This window comes from Bacteroides difficilis (assembly GCF_048319815.1).
In the GTDB taxonomy this organism is placed as follows: domain Bacteria; phylum Bacteroidota; class Bacteroidia; order Bacteroidales; family Bacteroidaceae; genus Bacteroides; species Bacteroides zhangwenhongii.
In genome coordinates, this window is the sequence record NZ_CP182814.1 from 1,973,161 (window position 1) to 1,990,722 (window position 17,562).

General features: G+C 43.4%; 16 protein-coding genes, 2 tRNA genes and 1 pseudogene. 17 read left to right on the forward strand and 2 right to left on the reverse strand.

The window, feature by feature from the left end:
* The first annotated feature begins 194 nt into the window (after positions 1-194).
* The 11 genes and pseudogenes from carB to ACNOGP_RS07375 form a co-directional block, all read left to right on the forward strand.
* Complete coding sequence (gene carB / locus ACNOGP_RS07325) at positions 195-3,416, forward strand: carbamoyl-phosphate synthase (glutamine-hydrolyzing) large subunit (RefSeq protein ID WP_418214426.1); 3,222 nt, start codon at positions 195-197, stop codon at positions 3,414-3,416.
* Positions 3,417-3,507: 91 nt separating this feature from the next.
* On the forward strand, positions 3,508-4,281 hold the full coding sequence (gene yaaA / locus ACNOGP_RS07330) for a peroxide stress protein YaaA (RefSeq protein ID WP_418214427.1): 774 nt from the start codon (positions 3,508-3,510) through the stop codon (positions 4,279-4,281).
* 3 nt (positions 4,282-4,284) lie between these two features.
* Positions 4,285-4,836 carry a sugar O-acetyltransferase gene (locus ACNOGP_RS07335; RefSeq protein WP_418214428.1) on the forward strand — a complete coding sequence of 184 codons (552 nt, stop codon included), beginning with the start codon at positions 4,285-4,287 and terminating at the stop codon, positions 4,834-4,836.
* 159 nt (positions 4,837-4,995) lie between these two features.
* Positions 4,996-5,070 (forward strand) — tRNA-Val (locus tag ACNOGP_RS07340).
* Positions 5,071-5,106: 36 nt separating this feature from the next.
* Positions 5,107-5,181, forward strand: a tRNA-Val gene (locus ACNOGP_RS07345).
* A gap of 141 nt (positions 5,182-5,322) precedes the next feature.
* Positions 5,323-6,669, forward strand: a complete 1,347-nt coding sequence (gene purB, locus ACNOGP_RS07350; protein ID WP_007749493.1) for an adenylosuccinate lyase — start codon at positions 5,323-5,325, stop codon at positions 6,667-6,669.
* Between the two features lie 73 nt (positions 6,670-6,742).
* The gene (locus ACNOGP_RS07355) at positions 6,743-8,206 is read left to right on the forward strand and encodes a pseudouridine synthase (RefSeq protein ID WP_007764305.1); all 1,464 of its coding nucleotides are present in this window, start codon (positions 6,743-6,745) and stop codon (positions 8,204-8,206) included.
* Positions 8,207-8,231: 25 nt separating this feature from the next.
* Positions 8,232-9,635 carry an asparagine--tRNA ligase gene (gene asnS / locus ACNOGP_RS07360; protein WP_007764306.1) on the forward strand — a complete coding sequence of 468 codons (1,404 nt, stop codon included), beginning with the start codon at positions 8,232-8,234 and terminating at the stop codon, positions 9,633-9,635.
* Between the two features lie 139 nt (positions 9,636-9,774).
* Positions 9,775-10,266, forward strand: a complete 492-nt coding sequence (locus tag ACNOGP_RS07365) for a DUF4488 domain-containing protein (protein ID WP_143868400.1) — start codon at positions 9,775-9,777, stop codon at positions 10,264-10,266.
* Positions 10,267-10,340: 74 nt separating this feature from the next.
* Entirely contained in the window at positions 10,341-10,724 is a 384-nt protein-coding gene (locus ACNOGP_RS07370; RefSeq protein ID WP_007764308.1) for an L-rhamnose mutarotase, read from the forward strand.
* Positions 10,725-10,771: 47 nt separating this feature from the next.
* Positions 10,772-10,951: pseudogene (locus ACNOGP_RS07375) on the forward strand (glucuronyl hydrolase); the annotation flags it as partial.
* A gap of 328 nt (positions 10,952-11,279) precedes the next feature.
* Here ACNOGP_RS07375 and ACNOGP_RS07380 read toward each other — a convergent pair.
* Positions 11,280-12,413 carry an AAA family ATPase gene (locus ACNOGP_RS07380; protein ID WP_418214429.1) on the reverse strand — a complete coding sequence of 378 codons (1,134 nt, stop codon included), beginning with the start codon at positions 12,411-12,413 and terminating at the stop codon, positions 11,280-11,282.
* Between the two features lie 365 nt (positions 12,414-12,778).
* Between ACNOGP_RS07380 and rplM the strand changes: the two genes are divergently transcribed.
* The 4 genes from rplM to tsf all read left to right on the forward strand — a co-directional run bounded on the left by rplM (position 12,779) and on the right by tsf (position 15,704).
* Positions 12,779-13,240: a 50S ribosomal protein L13 gene (gene rplM, locus ACNOGP_RS07385; protein WP_007749464.1), complete on the forward strand. Its 462-nt coding sequence runs from the start codon at positions 12,779-12,781 to the stop codon at positions 13,238-13,240.
* Positions 13,241-13,246: 6 nt separating this feature from the next.
* On the forward strand, positions 13,247-13,633 hold the full coding sequence (gene rpsI / locus ACNOGP_RS07390) for a 30S ribosomal protein S9 (RefSeq protein ID WP_005679151.1): 387 nt from the start codon (positions 13,247-13,249) through the stop codon (positions 13,631-13,633).
* 120 nt (positions 13,634-13,753) lie between these two features.
* The gene (gene rpsB, locus ACNOGP_RS07395) at positions 13,754-14,590 is read left to right on the forward strand and encodes a 30S ribosomal protein S2 (RefSeq protein ID WP_007749457.1); all 837 of its coding nucleotides are present in this window, start codon (positions 13,754-13,756) and stop codon (positions 14,588-14,590) included.
* Between the two features lie 121 nt (positions 14,591-14,711).
* On the forward strand, positions 14,712-15,704 hold the full coding sequence (gene tsf, locus ACNOGP_RS07400; protein ID WP_302827554.1) for a translation elongation factor Ts: 993 nt from the start codon (positions 14,712-14,714) through the stop codon (positions 15,702-15,704).
* Between the two features lie 62 nt (positions 15,705-15,766).
* On the opposite strand, the gene ACNOGP_RS07405 is transcribed toward tsf, so the two are convergent.
* Positions 15,767-16,117, reverse strand: a complete 351-nt coding sequence (locus ACNOGP_RS07405; RefSeq protein ID WP_007764314.1) for a translation initiation factor — start codon at positions 16,115-16,117, stop codon at positions 15,767-15,769.
* A 165-nt stretch (positions 16,118-16,282) separates the two neighbouring features.
* Here ACNOGP_RS07405 and ACNOGP_RS07410 point away from each other — a divergent pair, with 165 nt between their 5' ends.
* Together ACNOGP_RS07410 and ACNOGP_RS07415 are read left to right on the forward strand one after the other, a co-directional pair.
* On the forward strand, positions 16,283-16,933 hold the full coding sequence (locus ACNOGP_RS07410; RefSeq protein WP_143868369.1) for a redox-sensing transcriptional repressor Rex: 651 nt from the start codon (positions 16,283-16,285) through the stop codon (positions 16,931-16,933).
* Positions 16,933-17,547, forward strand: coding sequence for a fumarylacetoacetate hydrolase family protein (locus ACNOGP_RS07415; RefSeq protein WP_186966654.1), 615 nt, complete (start codon positions 16,933-16,935; stop codon positions 17,545-17,547). The genes ACNOGP_RS07410 and ACNOGP_RS07415 overlap by 1 nt, the downstream gene beginning before the upstream one ends.
* The last annotated feature ends 15 nt before the right edge of the window (positions 17,548-17,562 follow it).

Here is a 17,562-nt window from a genome sequence, read left to right on the forward strand (position 1 = left end):
AATGAATCAACAGGAAATCAGAAGTAAGTATTATCTACATTCGGATGTTTTGCACCCGGAAACGGCAGGCTTCTTCTTTTTTCTCCAAAAACGATATTTTAGTTCTTTGGTAATGCGTTAATCCTTTTTTGAGGGTAACGCATTTTTTTTATGGACGAACTTAGAAATAACAACTTATTATAACAACAAAAGAAATGGAAAAGGAAATCAAGAAAGTTCTCGTTTTGGGTTCTGGAGCACTCAAAATCGGACAAGCCGGAGAGTTCGACTACTCAGGCTCACAAGCACTGAAAGCTTTGAAAGAAGAAGGTATCAGCTCAGTATTGGTAAACCCGAACATCGCAACCATTCAGACTTCTGAAGGCATTGCCGATAAAGTGTATTTCCTTCCCGTAACTACTTATTTCGTAGAAGAAATTATCAAGAAGGAACGTCCGGACGGTATTCTGTTGGCATTTGGCGGACAGACCGCGTTGAACTGCGGGGCAGAACTCTATACACAGGGTATTCTTGATAAATATGGAGTAAAAGTGCTTGGTACGTCTGTTGAGGCTATCATGTATACTGAAGACCGCGATCTGTTCGTGAAGAAGCTCGATGAGATCAGTATGAAAACTCCTGTCAGCCAAGCTGTAGAAAGTATGGAAGACGCGATTGCTGCTGCCCGTAAGATTGGCTATCCGGTTATGGTGCGCTCGGCTTATGCGCTGGGAGGTCTTGGTAGCGGTATTTGCGCTAATGAGGAAGAATTCCTGAAGCTGGCTGAAAGTTCATTTGCGTTCTCTAAACAAATTCTTGTTGAAGAGTCTTTGAAGGGCTGGAAAGAAATAGAGTTTGAGGTAATCCGTGACGCTAATGACCACTGTTTTACAGTAGCGAGCATGGAAAACTTCGACCCTCTGGGCATTCATACCGGTGAGTCTATCGTTGTTGCTCCGACTTGCTCACTGGACGACAAGGAACTGAAAATGTTGCAGGAGCTTTCTACAAAATGTATCCGCCATTTAGGTATCGTAGGTGAATGTAATATTCAATATGCTTTCAACTCTGATACGGATGATTACCGTGTGATTGAAGTAAACGCTCGTTTGAGTCGTTCTTCCGCTTTGGCTTCTAAGGCTACCGGTTATCCGTTGGCATTTGTCGCAGCCAAGATTGCTTTGGGTTACTCGCTCGACCAGATTGGTGAGATGGGAACTCCTAACTCTGCATATGTTGCTCCTCAGCTTGACTATTATATCTGTAAGATCCCTCGTTGGGACTTGACAAAGTTTGCCGGTGTATCTCGTGAAATCGGTTCGAGCATGAAGTCGGTAGGTGAGATCATGTCTATCGGTCGTTCTTTCGAAGAAATCATTCAGAAAGGTCTTCGTATGATTGGACAGGGTATGCATGGTTTCGTAGGTAATGACGAACTCCATTTCGACGATCTCGATAGGGAACTTTCACGTCCGACTGACTTGCGTATCTTCTCCATTGCGCAGGCTATGGAAGAAGGGTACACTATCGAACGTATCCATGATCTGACAAAGATTGATCCTTGGTTCCTCGGCAAACTAAAAAATATTGTTGATTATAAAGCTAAGTTATCTACTTATAATAAGGTAGAAGATATTCCGGCTGATGTAATGCGTGAAGCAAAGATTTTAGGTTTCTCTGACTTCCAGATCGCACGTTTTGTTCTGAATCCGACAGGAAATATGGAGAAAGAAAACTTGGCGGTACGTGCTCATCGTAAATCTATGGGTATCCTTCCGGCTGTAAAACGTATCAATACAGTTGCTTCTGAACATCCGGAACTGACCAACTATCTGTATATGACATATGCAGTGGAAGGTTATGATGTAAACTATTATAAGAACGAAAAATCAGTAGTCGTGTTGGGCTCGGGTGCTTATCGCATCGGTAGCTCGGTTGAGTTTGACTGGTGTTCGGTGAATGCAGTTCAGACCGCTCGTAAGCTGGGCTATAAATCAATTATGATTAACTACAACCCGGAAACAGTTTCTACAGACTATGATATGTGCGACCGTCTGTACTTCGACGAACTTTCTTTTGAACGTGTGCTCGACGTAATCGATCTTGAACAGCCTCGTGGGGTGATTGTTTCCGTAGGTGGACAGATCCCGAACAACCTGGCCATGAAACTTTACCGTCAGTCGGTTCCTGTATTGGGCACTTCTCCAATCTCGATCGACCGCGCCGAGAATCGTAACAAATTCTCCGCTATGCTTGATCAACTGGGTATCGACCAGCCGGCTTGGCAAGAGCTGACGAGCCTTGAGGATGTCAAAGGATTCGTAGAAAAAGTAGGCTATCCGGTATTGGTTCGTCCTTCTTACGTACTTTCGGGAGCTGCAATGAATGTTTGCTACGATGACGAGGAACTGGAGAATTTCTTGAAGATGGCTGCCGAAGTTTCTAAAGAATATCCGGTGGTTGTTTCTCAATTCCTTGAAAATACAAAAGAGATTGAGTTTGACGCAGTTGCCCAGAACGGTGAAGTAGTAGAGTATGCAATCTCCGAACATGTGGAATTTGCAGGCGTTCACTCCGGTGACGCTACACTGGTGTTCCCGGCTCAGAAGATTTATTTTGCAACAGCACGCCGTATCAAGAAGATCAGCCGTCAGATTGCCAAAGAACTCAATATCTCCGGCCCGTTCAATATTCAGTTCTTGGCCCGTAACAATGAGGTGAAAGTAATCGAGTGTAACTTGCGTGCTTCTCGTAGCTTCCCGTTTGTTTCTAAGGTACTGAAACGTAACTTCATTGAAACGGCTACCCGCATCATGCTGGATGCTCCGTACTCACGTCCGGATAAATCTGCATTCGATATCGATTGGATTGGTGTAAAAGCATCTCAGTTCTCTTTCTCCCGTTTGCACAAGGCTGACCCGGTATTGGGTGTGGATATGTCTTCTACGGGTGAAGTGGGATGTATCGGTGATGATTTCTCTGAAGCATTGTTGAATGCAATGATTGCTACCGGCTTCAAGATTCCTGAAAAAGCAGTGATGTTCTCTTCCGGTGCCATGAAGTCAAAGGTTGATTTGCTGGATGCCAGCCGTATGTTATTCGCTAAGGGATATCAGATCTACGCTACTGCCGGAACCGCAGCCTTCCTGAATGCTCATGGTGTGGATACTACTCCGGTTTATTGGCCGGATGAAAAAACGGGTGCAGAAAATAACGTGATGAAGATGATTGCCGATCACAAGTTTGATTTGATCGTCAACATTCCGAAGAATCATAGCAAACGTGAACTGACAAACGGTTACCGTATCCGTCGTGGCGCTATTGACCATAACATCCCGTTGATTACAAATGCTCGTCTGGCAAGTGCTTTTATCGAAGCATTCTGTGACTTGAAATTGAATGATATTCAGATTAAGAGCTGGCAAGAATATAAATAAAAACTGCTTGAGCGGTATGGTATATTAAACTAAGTAAGACTCCCTCTTTGGCTTGTTCAAGGAGGGAGTTGTAGATAAAATAGGATTCATCATGTTAGTACTTCTATCTTGCGCCAAGACTATGAGTGAGACTTCAAAGGTGAAAGTTCCTTTGAACACAGTTCCGCGTTTTCAAAAAGAAGCGTCCGAGATAGCTTTGCAGGTGTCGCAGTTCTCGGTGGACGAGCTGGAACGTCTGTTGCGTGTAAACGCAAAGATAGCTGTGGAGAATTATAGGCGTTATCAGGTTTTTCATGCGGAAGGCACTCCGGAACTTCCGGCCTTGTTGGCTTACACCGGAATCGTGTTCAAGCGTTTGAATGCGAAAGATTTCTCCAAAGAAGAATTTGAATATGCACAGGAACATCTACGGTTGACTTCATTCTGTTACGGCTTGTTGAGGCCGCTGGATATTATCCGTTCTTATCGGTTGGAGGGGGATGTCGTGTTGCCGGAACTGGGGAATCAGACAATGTTCTCTTATTGGCAGTCCCGTCTGACGGATATATTCATAGAAGATATAAAGAACGCGGGTGGTATACTCTGCAATTTGGCAAGTGATGAGATGAAAAGCCTGTTCGACTGGAAGCGGGTAGAAAAAGAAGTACGTGTCATTACTCCAGAATTTCAGGTGTGGAAAAACGGGAAGTGGGCTTCGGTTGTTATCTATATAAAGATGTCGCGTGGTGAAATGACACGTTTCGTCCTAAAGAATAAAATAGAAAATCCGGAAGAACTGAAACATTTCTCTTGGGAAGGATTCGAGTTTAATGAGTCTCTTTCGGATGAGAAAAAGTTTGTGTTTACTAACGGTAAAGAAATATAATGTATGACAGAAGTAGAAAAAATGCGTAGCAGTCGATTGGCCGATATGGCTGTGCCGGAAATACAAGAACGTTTTGCGCATGCCAAAGCACTGCTGGCTCGTATGGGAGGAATGAGTACATACGAAGACGGATACAGAAAGCTATTGGAGGAATTAGTGCCCGGGATACCTGAGACATCGATTATCTGTCCGCCTTTCCATTGTGATCATGGAGATGGAATCAAACTGGGCGAGCACGTTTTTGTCAATGCCAATTGTACATTCCTGGATGGCGGATATATCACGATTGGCGCTCATACGTTGATTGGCCCCTGTGTACAGATTTACACTCCGCATCATCCGATGGATTATCTGGAAAGAAGAGGCTCTAAGGAATACGCTTATCCAGTGATGATTGGTGAAGATTGCTGGATTGGCGGTGGAGCTATCATCTGTCCCGGTGTGACGATTGGCAGTCGCTGTGTGATAGGGGCGGGTAGTGTCGTCACAAAAGATATACCCGACGATTGTGTTGCAGTCGGGAATCCGGCACGTGTAATTCGGAAACAAGCGTAACCGTCAGGAAAAATTGCATGAAAAAATCTCCTTTATTATTTGCTGATAATCAGTAGATTCGTTTGCCGGATAAAAACTTTCTTGAAAAATATTATTAGAAATGTTTGGAGGTTTCAAAAAAAGCCGTACCTTTGCATCGCTTTTGAAACGGAAGTGTACGGGCGTTTAGCTCAGCTGGTTCAGAGCATCTGCCTTACAAGCAGAGGGTCGGCGGTTCGAATCCGTCAACGCCCACACGAAAAAAACGAAACACTTCCGGCTCATTAACAAGGGCGTTTAGCTCAGCTGGTTCAGAGCATCTGCCTTACAAGCAGAGGGTCGGCGGTTCGAATCCGTCAACGCCCACATAAAACAGAAGTCTTGCGAAGAAATTCGTGAGACTTTTTTTATTTCTTACCGCTTTTATACAAACTTTCTTTATCCTTTTGCCTTATAACTCAGGAAAAAGAGTTAATTTTGCGCTCTGATAATTATCTAAGAAAACGTATGGAACTTGATGTATTGACGGCCATATCCCCGATTGATGGTCGATATAGAGGCAAAACGAAAGCTTTGGCAGCTTATTTCTCTGAATTTGCACTGATCAAATACCGTGTACAGGTAGAGGTGGAATACTTTATCACCTTGTGCGAACTTCCCTTGCCGCAATTAAAAGGAATCGATAGCAGCGTGTTTGAAACTTTACGGAATATCTACCGTAACTTCTCAGAAGCGGATGCACAGCGCATTAAAGATATCGAGAGTGTGACTAACCACGACGTGAAAGCAGTAGAATACTTCCTGAAAGAAGAATTTGACAAGATGGGCGGGATGGATGACTATAAGGAATTCATTCATTTCGGACTGACTTCTCAGGATATCAACAATACGTCTGTTCCTCTTTCTATCAAAGAAGCATTGGAACAGGTCTACTATCCGTTGATTGAAGAACTGATTGCACAATTGAAAACATACGCAACGGACTGGGCAAATATCCCTATGCTTGCCAAAACTCACGGTCAACCGGCTTCTCCCACCCGCTTGGGTAAAGAAGTGATGGTATTCGTTTACCGTCTGGAACGTCAGTTGGCAACGTTGAAAGCCAGTCCGATTACTGCCAAGTTCGGTGGCGCTACCGGAAATTACAATGCACATCATGTCGCATATCCCCAGTACGATTGGAAACAATTCGGTAACAGATTTGTTGCAGAGAAGTTGGGGTTGGAGCGCGAAGAGTATACAACGCAGATTTCGAACTATGATAACCTTTCTGCTGTTTTTGATGCAATGAAGCGTATCAATACCATTATGGTGGATATGAACCGTGACTTCTGGCAGTATATCTCTATGGAGTACTTCAAGCAGAAGATCAAAGCCGGAGAAGTTGGTTCGAGCGCTATGCCGCATAAGGTCAACCCGATTGACTTCGAAAATGCGGAGGGTAATCTGGGGATTGCGACTTCCATTCTGGAACATTTGGCCGTGAAACTCCCTGTCTCCCGTTTACAGCGTGACTTGACAGATTCAACGGTGTTGCGTAATGTGGGTGTGCCTTTCGGTCACATTGTGATTGCCATCCAAAGTTCTTTGAAGGGATTGCGCAAACTGTTGCTGAACGAGCCGGCTATCTATCGTGACTTGGATAACTGTTGGAGTGTAGTGGCAGAAGCTATTCAGACAATTCTGCGCCGTGAGGCTTATCCGCATCCGTATGAAGCTTTGAAAGCTTTGACCCGGACCAACCAGGCTATTACAGAAAGTTCTATTAAAGAGTTTATCGAAGAATTGAATGTAAGCGAAGATATTAAAAAAGAGTTAAGAGCAATCACTCCCCATACTTATACGGGGCTTTAATTGTTTACTAATATAATAAACGTGTTTTTAAATAGGCCGTGAGGCCAAAGTCTAATTTTATTCGAATAAAAAAATGAGCACAGAAAACGAAGAATGGCGCGAAAATTCTTTCAATGAAGAGAATGCAGGTGCCGGCCGTGATGGTAACAGGTCTTACAACAGAGAAGGTGGCGACCGTCCGTATCGTCCTTCTTACAATCGTGAAGGAGGGGATCGTCCGTATCGCCCGAGATTTAATGCCAATAATGAAGGAGGTGAACGTCCGCAGCGTTCATACGGCGACCGTCCTCAACGTCCTCGCTTCAATAGCGAAGGTGGTTCTTACGGTGACCGTCCTCAGCGTCCCCGCTTCAATAGCGAAGGAGGTTCATACGGTGATCGTCCTCAACGTCCCCGTTTCAATAGCGAAGGTGGTTCATACGGTGACCGTCCTCAACGTCCCCGTTTCAATAGCGAAGGTGGTGACCGTCCTTACCGTCCTCGTTTCAATAACGGTGAAGGTGGCGACCGTCCTCAGCGTCCTTACAATCGTGAAGGTGGTGATCGCCCGTATCGTCCCCGTTTCAATAACGGTGAAGGTGGCGACCGTCCTCAGCGTCCTTACAACCGCGAAGGTGGTGACCGTCCCTATCGTCCCCGTTTCAATGGCGGTGAAGGTGGCGGCTATCGCAGCAACAATGGCGGAGGTTACCGTCCGAGATTCAACAACGACCGTCAAGGAGGATACCGTCCTCGTCCACGTACCGCTGATTATGATCCGAATGCTAAGTACAGCGTGAAGAAACAGATTGAGTACAAGGAACAGTTTGTTGACCCGAACGAACCGATTCGTCTGAATAAGTTCTTGGCAAATGCCGGTGTTTGTTCACGCCGTGAGGCTGATGAATTTATTACGGCGGGTGTGGTTTCTGTAAACGGTGAGGTAGTAACTGAATTGGGTACAAAGATCAAACGCTCGGATGTGGTTAAGTTCCACGAAGAACCGGTTAGCATTGAACGCAAAGTATACGTGTTGCTGAATAAGCCGAAAGATACGGTTACGACATCGGATGATCCGCAGGAACGCCGTACAGTAATGGATTTGGTAAAAGGCGCCTGCAATGAACGTATCTATCCGGTAGGACGTCTTGACCGTAACACCACCGGGGTGCTGTTACTGACGAATGACGGTGATCTGGCTTCCAAGCTGACACACCCGAAATTCCTGAAGAAGAAGATTTATCATGTTCATCTGGACAAGAACCTGACGAAAGCGGATATGGATCAGATTGCAGCCGGTATCCAGTTGGAAGACGGCGAGATTCATGCAGACGCCATCAGCTATACAGATGACTTTAAAAAAGACCAGGTAGGTATCGAAATCCACTCCGGCAAGAACCGTATCGTTCGCCGTATTTTCGAATCACTGGGTTATAAAGTAGTGAAACTCGACCGTGTATTCTTCGCTGGGCTGACTAAAAAAGGTCTGCGACGCGGAGACTGGCGTTACCTGACGGAAGCAGAAGTAAACTACCTCCGTATGGGTTCGTTTGAATAAGAACGTTAATAAAAGAATAAGTTAAATGGAAAAGATTGGTAGAACAAAAATTGTTGATCTGTTGAAGCGCACGGATATTGGCGCTATGGTCAATGTGAAAGGATGGGTTCGCACCCGCAGAGGTAGCAAACAAGTAAACTTTATCGCACTGAATGACGGTTCTACAATAAATAATTTGCAGGTTGTAGTAGACTTGGCTAATTTCGACGAAGAGATGTTGAAGCAGATCACCACCGGCGCTTGTATCAGCGTGAACGGGGAAATGGTAGAATCAGTAGGTTCCGGCCAGAAGGTGGAAGTGCAGGCTCGCGAAATCGAAGTGCTGGGTACTTGCGACAATACATATCCATTGCAGAAGAAAGGTCATTCCATGGAATTCCTGCGTGAGATAGCTCATTTGCGTCCGCGTACCAATACATTTGGTGCTGTGTTCCGCATCCGCCACAATATGGCGATCGCTATCCATAAGTTCTTCCATGAAAAAGGATTCTTCTATTTCCATACACCGATCATTACGGCTTCCGACTGCGAAGGTGCCGGACAGATGTTCCAGGTGACCACCATGAACTTGTATGACTTGAAGAAAAACGAAGAAGGCTCTATCATTTATGATGACGATTTCTTTGGCAAACAGGCAAGTCTGACAGTCTCCGGTCAGTTGGAAGGTGAGTTGGCTGCTACGGCTTTGGGATCTATTTACACATTCGGTCCCACGTTCCGTGCCGAAAACTCCAATACTCCCCGTCACTTGGCAGAGTTCTGGATGATTGAACCGGAAGTTGCTTTCAACGACATTACAGATAATATGGACTTGGCTGAAGAGTTCATCAAGTACTGTGTGAAATGGGCGTTGGATAACTGTGCGGATGATGTGAAGTTCCTGAACGATATGTTCGACAAGGGCTTGATTGAGCGTCTGCAAGGTGTATTGAAAGATGATTTTGTTCGTCTGCCCTATACAGACGGTATCAAGATTCTGGAAGATGCCGTAGCGAAAGGTCATAAGTTCGAGTTCCCCGTTTACTGGGGTGTGGACTTGGCTTCCGAGCACGAACGCTACTTGGTGGAAGATCACTTCAAACGTCCGGTCATCCTGACTGACTATCCGAAGGAAATCAAAGCCTTCTATATGAAGCAGAACGAGGATGGCAAGACGGTACGTGCGATGGATGTTCTTTTCCCGAAGATCGGTGAAATTATCGGCGGTTCCGAACGTGAATCGGACTACAACAAGCTGATGACCCGTATCGAAGAACTTCACATTCCGATGAAGGATATGTGGTGGTATCTGGATACGCGTAAGTTCGGTACCTGTCCTCATTCCGGTTTCGGACTGGGTTTTGAACGCCTGTTGCTCTTTGTAACGGGTATGTCCAACATCCGTGATGTAATACCGTTCCCGCGTACACCGCGAAATGCTGATTTCTAATATTTCGGTATATTTATGTAAAACTCGCATAATCTTCTGGTTATGCGAGTTTTTTTATGCGCTTTCTGTTTCTTTTCTCAAAATAAATCTTTATATTTGGACATACGCATTCGAGAGTGTTAACTAAAATAATACTATCATGAAAAAGCTCTATTTCTTTACCATGCTTTCAATAATGTTGTTGGCGGTAACAGGTGCGATGGCCCAGAAGAAAACAAAATTCCAATTGGCCGATTTGAAAGGTATTTGGCAGCTTTGCCATTATGTGTCCGAATCTCCTGATGTTCCGGGAGCCTTAAAGCCCAGTAACACGTTCAAGGTTCTGAGTGATGACGGACGAATCGTGAACTTCACGATTATTCCCGGTTCCGATGCTATTATCACGGGATATGGAACGTGGAAGCAACTGACGGATGATTCTTATAAAGAGAGTATCGAGAAGAATATCCATCTTCCGATGTTGGACAATCAGGATAATATTCTGCAATTCGAAATCAAGGATAAGGATTACTTGCATCTGAAATACTTTATCAAGAACGATTTGAATGGAAACGAACTCAATGCCTGGTATTATGAGACTTGGAAGAGACTGGGAATGCCGGCCAAGTTTCCGGAAGACATCGTGAGATAGTCTAGTCTGTTTAGCTATAAAAAGAACATATATCCAACTAATTAAAATATAATTGAATTAAGGAACACTAGAAAATGAAAGAAAATGGTTATGTAGTACAGGAATATAAAGTTCCGGTGAAAAGGTACTGCCAGACAATGGATTTGAAAGACAACCCCGAATTGATAGCAGAATATGTAAAGCGTCATAGTGAAGCAGAGGCGTGGCCGGAAATCCGGGATGGAATCCGTGAAGTGGGTATTCTGGAAATGGAAATTTATATATTGGGGACCCGTCTGTTCATGATAGTCGAGACACCGCTTGATTTTGATTGGGAGACTGCGATGGCACGTCTCGCCACCCTGCCTCGTCAGGCTGAATGGGAAGCCTATATGTCTATATTCCAGCAGGCGGATGCAACAGCGACTTCTGCTGAGAAATGGCAATTGATGGATCGTATGTTCTATTTATATAAATGAAATAGCATTTCGATAAAGTGAATTGCGTACATTATCCGTGAAAGGATATATTAAAGCAGTTGTCCTCACCGGATTATCTGGCGAAGGAGAATGAGAATAAGGGATTTATCCTGATGCATTCTGTAGGCAGTTTCCCGCATGACAGCGAGGTGAATGTTCCGTTGAACTATGCCGACTATTATTATTTGGAAGCAATGAAACGGTATAAAGACTTGAAGAAATTTTAGTTAGACTACCAGTTTTAAGGTTCCCCGGTGCGAAGACCAAGGTCTTTCAGCGCACAAAACAGTGGCCTTTTAGGGAGCCGGGAAGTCGTCCCGTTATAAGGGGACAATGGTCACTTATAGAGTGATAAATGGCACTTTGTAAGGTGACCATTGTCACTCTGTAAGGTGATTACCTTTTTTCAAGAGGAGAGAAATCCCTAAAGATACAAAATTAAATAGAGAAAAGCAAGAGTGGGGCAGAAAGAAATGGTATGTAATCTGTATCCGTATTTAGCGGTTTTGATGTATAAACCGCTTTTTATAGGATTTATTCGGATAAGAATGTTTATTAATAATTCTTTTGTAACCATACCCCCAGTAACTTGTCGGATATTTCATATTGATTCTGCTCTTGAGATACCAGATTCTTCTCCTGTAGCCCTTTGAGTGCTGCCTGTACGGAGCTTGGAGTGCTTAGCCTATACTTTTTGATAAACTTTCCGGAAGCGACTCCTGTTGCTTTTCGTTCTTTTCCGATGGCAATCAGTACTTCTTTTTGTTTTTCCGGAAGTCGGGAGAAAATCTCCTGATAGGTGAAATCTTGCATTTGAAGAATATTGGTCAAGGCAGTATCGTGTAAGGAGCGGTCGCATAATTGCCCTTTTCCGGTCAGTATGTATAGTTCATTAAACATAAGCTGTACATACCAAGTGTGTCCCTCAAAGAAATCATATACCTGTTTTATCAGTTCCGGTTCAATACTCTTTTCGTTTTCAAGGAAGAGCCTTTCCACGAATGGCTTATATGCAATGAGCGGGATACTTTGTAGCTGCATCATGTTGACGCTTTGGTAGAAAGGACGGGCAGGACTGTTGAACATATTCATCATAATATGCTTTTGGCTCCCGGCAAAAATAAAATGAGTGTTCCGGCAATGCTGAACTTTGGTTCTCAAGATGGCTTCTACATTCTTTTCAGCATAATTGCCTATCTGTTGGAGTTCATCAATGGCTACGATACAAGGTTTGTCTGCCTGCTCCAGATAAGCAAAGATTTCATCCAATGTGGCTTCCGCCGCATGAATATCTCCCAGACCGATATCAAAAGTCGGTTCGCCTGTAATGGAATCTAACTTGAACCCTGCGCGTAGTGAAGAAATGACAGAGAAGAAGCGTTCGATAAATTTCATGCCTTTAGGCTTGAGTTTCTCAAAAATCTCTTTTCCGAGTGCAAAAACGAACTCCCGCAGGCTGGATGTGGCATAGATATCAATGAAGAATGTATGGTAATGTTCCTTTATTTCGTTTTGATAGAAGCAGTGGCGAATCAAGCCTGTCTTTCCCATACGGCGTGTAGAAATGATAACGACATTTCTTCCGTTCGTAATGTTGCGTATCAACTGTTCTGTTTCTTTTTCCCGGTCGCAGAAATAATGAGGGGATATGTATCCGCCTACAATAAAAGGGTTATGAATGGCTGCCATACTGATTATTATAAATACAATTATTGCAAATATAATAATTGTATTTATAATAATGCTGTATCAGCCCCGATATTTAGTGAAGATTGGGGATAAATCTGGTAAATAGTGTCTTTCCGTTTTCCGGATGTTTCCCAGTGCCGAATTTTTGTATACCTTATTATCTACTCCTTGTCATTCAACCGAATAAATCCAAAAAAAGGAAGAATTTGTTTGCCAATTCAAAGAAAAGCCGTACTTTTGCAAGCCGATTATTATCACAAAATGATAAGAGATTAATTCATAGCGAGTTAGTCGTCCTTTGTCCGGGGAGGACTAATAAGTGGTGAAGAAATTTTAGTAGTAACATTTAAAAAACAAATTTAAGAGTGGATACTTTAAGTTACAAGACCATTTCTGCAAACAAGGCAACCGTAACCAAAGAATGGGTTATTGTTGACGCTACAGACCAGACTTTAGGTCGTCTGGGGGCAAAAGTTGCAAAATTGCTGAGAGGAAAGTACAAACCGAACTTTACTCCTCACGTAGACTGCGGTGATAACGTTATCATCATCAATGCAGACAAAGTAAAACTGACTGGTAACAAATGGAATGACAGAGTGTATTTGTCATATACTGGTTATCCCGGTGGTCAGAGAGAAATGACTCCTGCCCGTTTGATCGCTAAACCGAACGGTGAAGAGAGATTACTGAAAAAAGTAGTGAAGGGTATGCTTCCTAAGAACATTCTGGGAGCTAAATTGCTGAACAACTTGTATGTTTACGCTGGTAGCGAACACAAGCACGAAGCTCAAAGCCCGAAAATGATTGATATTAATTCATATAAATAAGATATAATGGAAGTAGTAAATGCATTAGGCAGACGTAAACGTGCTATCGCACGCATATTCGTAAGCGAAGGTACAGGAAAGATTACTATTAACAAGAGAGACCTTGCAGAGTACTTTCCATCAACTATTCTTCAGTATGTTGTAAAACAACCATTGAACAAGATTGGTGCTGCTGAGAAGTATGACATCAAGGTTAACTTGTGTGGTGGCGGTTTCACAGGTCAGTCTCAGGCTTTGCGTCTGGCAATCGCCCGTGCACTGGTGAAAATCAACGCTGAAGACAAAGCTGCTCTTCGTGCTGAAGGCTTCATGACTCGCGACCCGCGTTCTGTTGAACGTAAGAAACCGGGACAGCCGAAAGCTCGTAGAAGATTCCAGTTCAGCAAGCGTTAATGGGCTGCCTGACAGAGGAATATGTTTAGTATCTAAACTACTGGGACTCTGCTTGCGGACTACCCGGCGGTTGGTTTAGAAAAAACAAAAAAGAAAGTAAACGATTTAAAGAAAAACAAGATGTCAAGAACAAATTTTGATACATTATTGGAAGCTGGTTGCCACTTCGGACACCTTAAGAGAAAGTGGAATCCTGCAATGGCTCCTTATATTTTCATGGAACGCAATGGTATTCATATCATTGACCTCCACAAAACAGTTGCAAAAGTAGACGAAGCTGCTGAAGCTTTGAAACAGATTGCCAAATCCGGCAAGAAAGTTCTTTTTGTTGCTACTAAAAAACAAGCGAAACAAGTTGTAGCTGAGAAAGCTCAATCTGTTAATATGCCTTATGTAATCGAACGCTGGCCGGGTGGTATGTTGACCAACTTCCCGACTATCCGTAAGGCTGTGAAGAAAATGGCTACTATCGATAAATTGACTAACGATGGTACTTATGCTAACCTTTCTAAGAGAGAAATCCTTCAGATCTCTCGTCAACGTGCAAAATTGGACAAGACTTTGGGCTCTATCGCTGACCTGACTCGTCTGCCGTCTGCTTTGTTCGTTATCGACGTGATGAAAGAAAATATCGCAGTTCGCGAAGCTAACCGTTTGGGTATTCCTGTGTTCGGTATCGTTGATACTAACTCTGATCCTACAAACATCGACTTCGTAATTCCTGCTAACGATGACGCTACTAAATCTGTAGAAGTTATCTTGGATGCTTGCTGTGCTGCAATGATCGAAGGTTTGGAAGAAAGAAAAGCTGAAAAGATCGACATGGAAGCTGCTGGTGAAGCTCCTGCCAACAAAGGCAAGAAGAAATCAGTGAAAGCTAGACTCGACAAGTCTGACGAAGAAGCTATCAACGCAGCTAAAGCTGCTGCTTTCATCAAGGAAGACGAAGAGGCTTAATATATAAAATGTGCCAATTTGCTAATGTGCAAGAGTATGCTTATACACTTGTATCTTGATTGGCAGATTGGCACATTTTTTGTTTAGGAAATTATTATTCATTTAAATAAAGGAAATTATTATGGCTGTAAGTATGGCTGATATTACCAAGCTGCGTAAAATGACCGGAGCTGGTATGATGGATTGCAAAAACGCGTTGACTGAAGCTGAGGGCGATTTCGACAAGGCAATGGAGATTATCCGTAAGAAAGGACAAGCTGTTGCTGCTAAGCGTTCGGAACGTGAGGCTTCTGAAGGTTGTGTTCTTGCTAAGACTACCGGTGACCGTGCTGTTATCGTTGCTTTGAAGTGTGAAACTGACTTTGTGGCTCAGAACGCTGATTTCGTGAAGTTGACTCAGGATATTCTTGATCTTGCTGTGGCTAACAAATGCAAGACTTTGGACGAAGTAAAGGCATTGCCTATGGGTAACGGTACTGTACAGGATGCAGTGACTGACCGTAGCGGTATCACAGGTGAGAAAATGGAATTGGATGGCTACATGACTGTAGAAGGTGTAAGCACTGCTGTTTACAATCACATGAACAGAAATGGCCTTTGCACGATTGTTGCTTTCAACAAGTCTGTTGACGAGCAACTGGCTAAGCAGGTAGCTATGCAGATTGCTGCTATGAACCCGATTGCTATTGATGAGGACGGTGTTTCAGAAGAAATCAAACAGAAAGAAATCGAAGTTGCTATTGAGAAGACAAAAGCTGAACAGGTACAGAAAGCAGTTGAGGCTGCTTTGAAGAAAGCTAATATCAACCCGGCTCACGTAGACAGCGAAGAGCACATGGAAAGCAACATGGCTAAGGGCTGGATTACAGCTGAAGATGTAGCGAAAGCAAAAGAAATCATCGCTACTGTTTCTGCTGAGAAAGCTGCACACTTGCCTGAACAGATGATTCAGAATATCGCTAAGGGTCGTTTGGCTAAGTTCTTGAAAGAAGTTTGCTTGCTGAATCAGGAAGATATCATGGACGGTAAGAAGACTGTAAGAGAAGTATTGACTGCTGCTGATCCTGAATTGAAGATTGTTGACTTCAAACGTTTCACTTTGAAAGCTGAATAATTTTCTTCGGAAATAAGATATGGAGGGGAGGTGTCAAAGCTCCCCTTTTTTTATTGAATGGATTAACCGCCTGCCCCTTTGGTTCTGGTATAGCCTTCCTTGATGAGCAGTTCTATAATTTTGACCTTGAAGTCTCCCTGTACCATTATCTCTCCGTCTTTGGCCGAACCGCCTACTCCACATTTGCTTTTAAGCAGCTTGCCTAATTCTTTCAAGTCATTCTCCGTACCCACGAATCCGGTAATTAATGTTACCACTTTTCCGCCGCGATTCTTCTTATCAATGGAAACCCGGAGGTTTTGTTTGTCTTTGTCAAGGGTGGACTGTTCTTCATCATCGTCCATCTCATAGCCGAAGTCGGGATTAGTAGAATACACAACGTTCAATCGATCTTTCCAATCATTCTTTTTCATACTCGTCATATTTATTTCTTCTCAAAAGTATCAAACTTATGGAAAAGGGCAAAATTTGAGCCTGTTTTCCTTGTTTTGTTTAATCTCTATTAAGGTTTTCCGTTATTGGGTTGTCAGTCTCAAAAAATAATGTACTTTTGCAAAATACCAAATTTTGTAAGAAGTATGAGCACTTATATACGAAAAGAGGCGGATAAAGTGCCGGAGCCTACCTTGCGCAGACTTCCCTGGTATCTGTCCAATATAAAACTAATGAAAGAAAAAGGAGAGCAATATGTCTCCTCGACACAAATCTCTAAGGAAATAAATATTGACGCTTCTCAAATCGCCAAAGACTTGTCGTATGTGAACATATCGGGACGTACGAGAGTGGGCTATAATATTGATGCGCTGATTGAGGTTTTGGAAAGCTTTCTTGGATTTACTAATATGCACAAAGCCTTTTTGTTTGGTGTAGGTAGTTTGGGAGGTGCGTTACTCCGTGACTCAGGTTTGCGTCATTTCGGCCTGGAAATCGTGGCGGCTTTTGATGTCAATCCGGAATTGGTAGGGAAGGACTTAGGTGGAATTCCAATTTTCCATTCTGATGACTTTGAAGCAAAGATGAAGGAATATGATGTGAATATCGGTGTGCTGACAGTGCCTATTAATATCGCTCAGGAAATTACAAATAAGATGGTAGACGGAGGTATAAAGGCAGTGTGGAACTTTACTCCTTTCCGTATTCGCGTGCCGGAAAATATTGTCGTACAGAACACTTCTCTTTATGCGCATCTGGCCGTTATGTTTAACCGATTGAATTTTAACGAGAAATAATGAAGATTATCGCAGTAGGAATGAACTACGCTCAGCATAATCAGGAGCTGGGACATACACAGGTAAATACGGAACCGGTCATTTTTATGAAGCCGGACTCTGCCATTTTAAAGGACGGCAAGCCGTTTTTCATTCCTGACTTTTCTAACGAGATACATTATGAGACGGAATTGGTAGTCCGTATCAACCGTTTGGGGAAGAACATCGCTCCTCGTTTTGCTAACCGCTATTATGACGCCGTGACTGTGGGTATCGATTTTACTGCCCGTGATCTTCAGCGAAAGTTCCGTGAGCAGGGAAATCCTTGGGAACTTTGCAAAGGCTTCGATTCTTCAGCGGCTATCGGAGATTTTGTTCCGGTAGACCGTTACAAGGATATCCGGCATTTGAACTTCAATCTGTTGATTGACGGTAAAGAAGTGCAAAAAGGGTGTACGGCGGATATGCTTTTCGAAGTGGATGACATCATAGCGTATGTCAGTCAATTCGTGACACTGAAAATAGGTGATTTGCTATTTACCGGTACACCTGCCGGTGTAGGTCCGGTCAGTATCGGACAACATTTGCAAGGATATCTGGAGGGGGAAAAACTATTGGACTTCTATGTCCGCTGATGGAGGAAGGTAAAT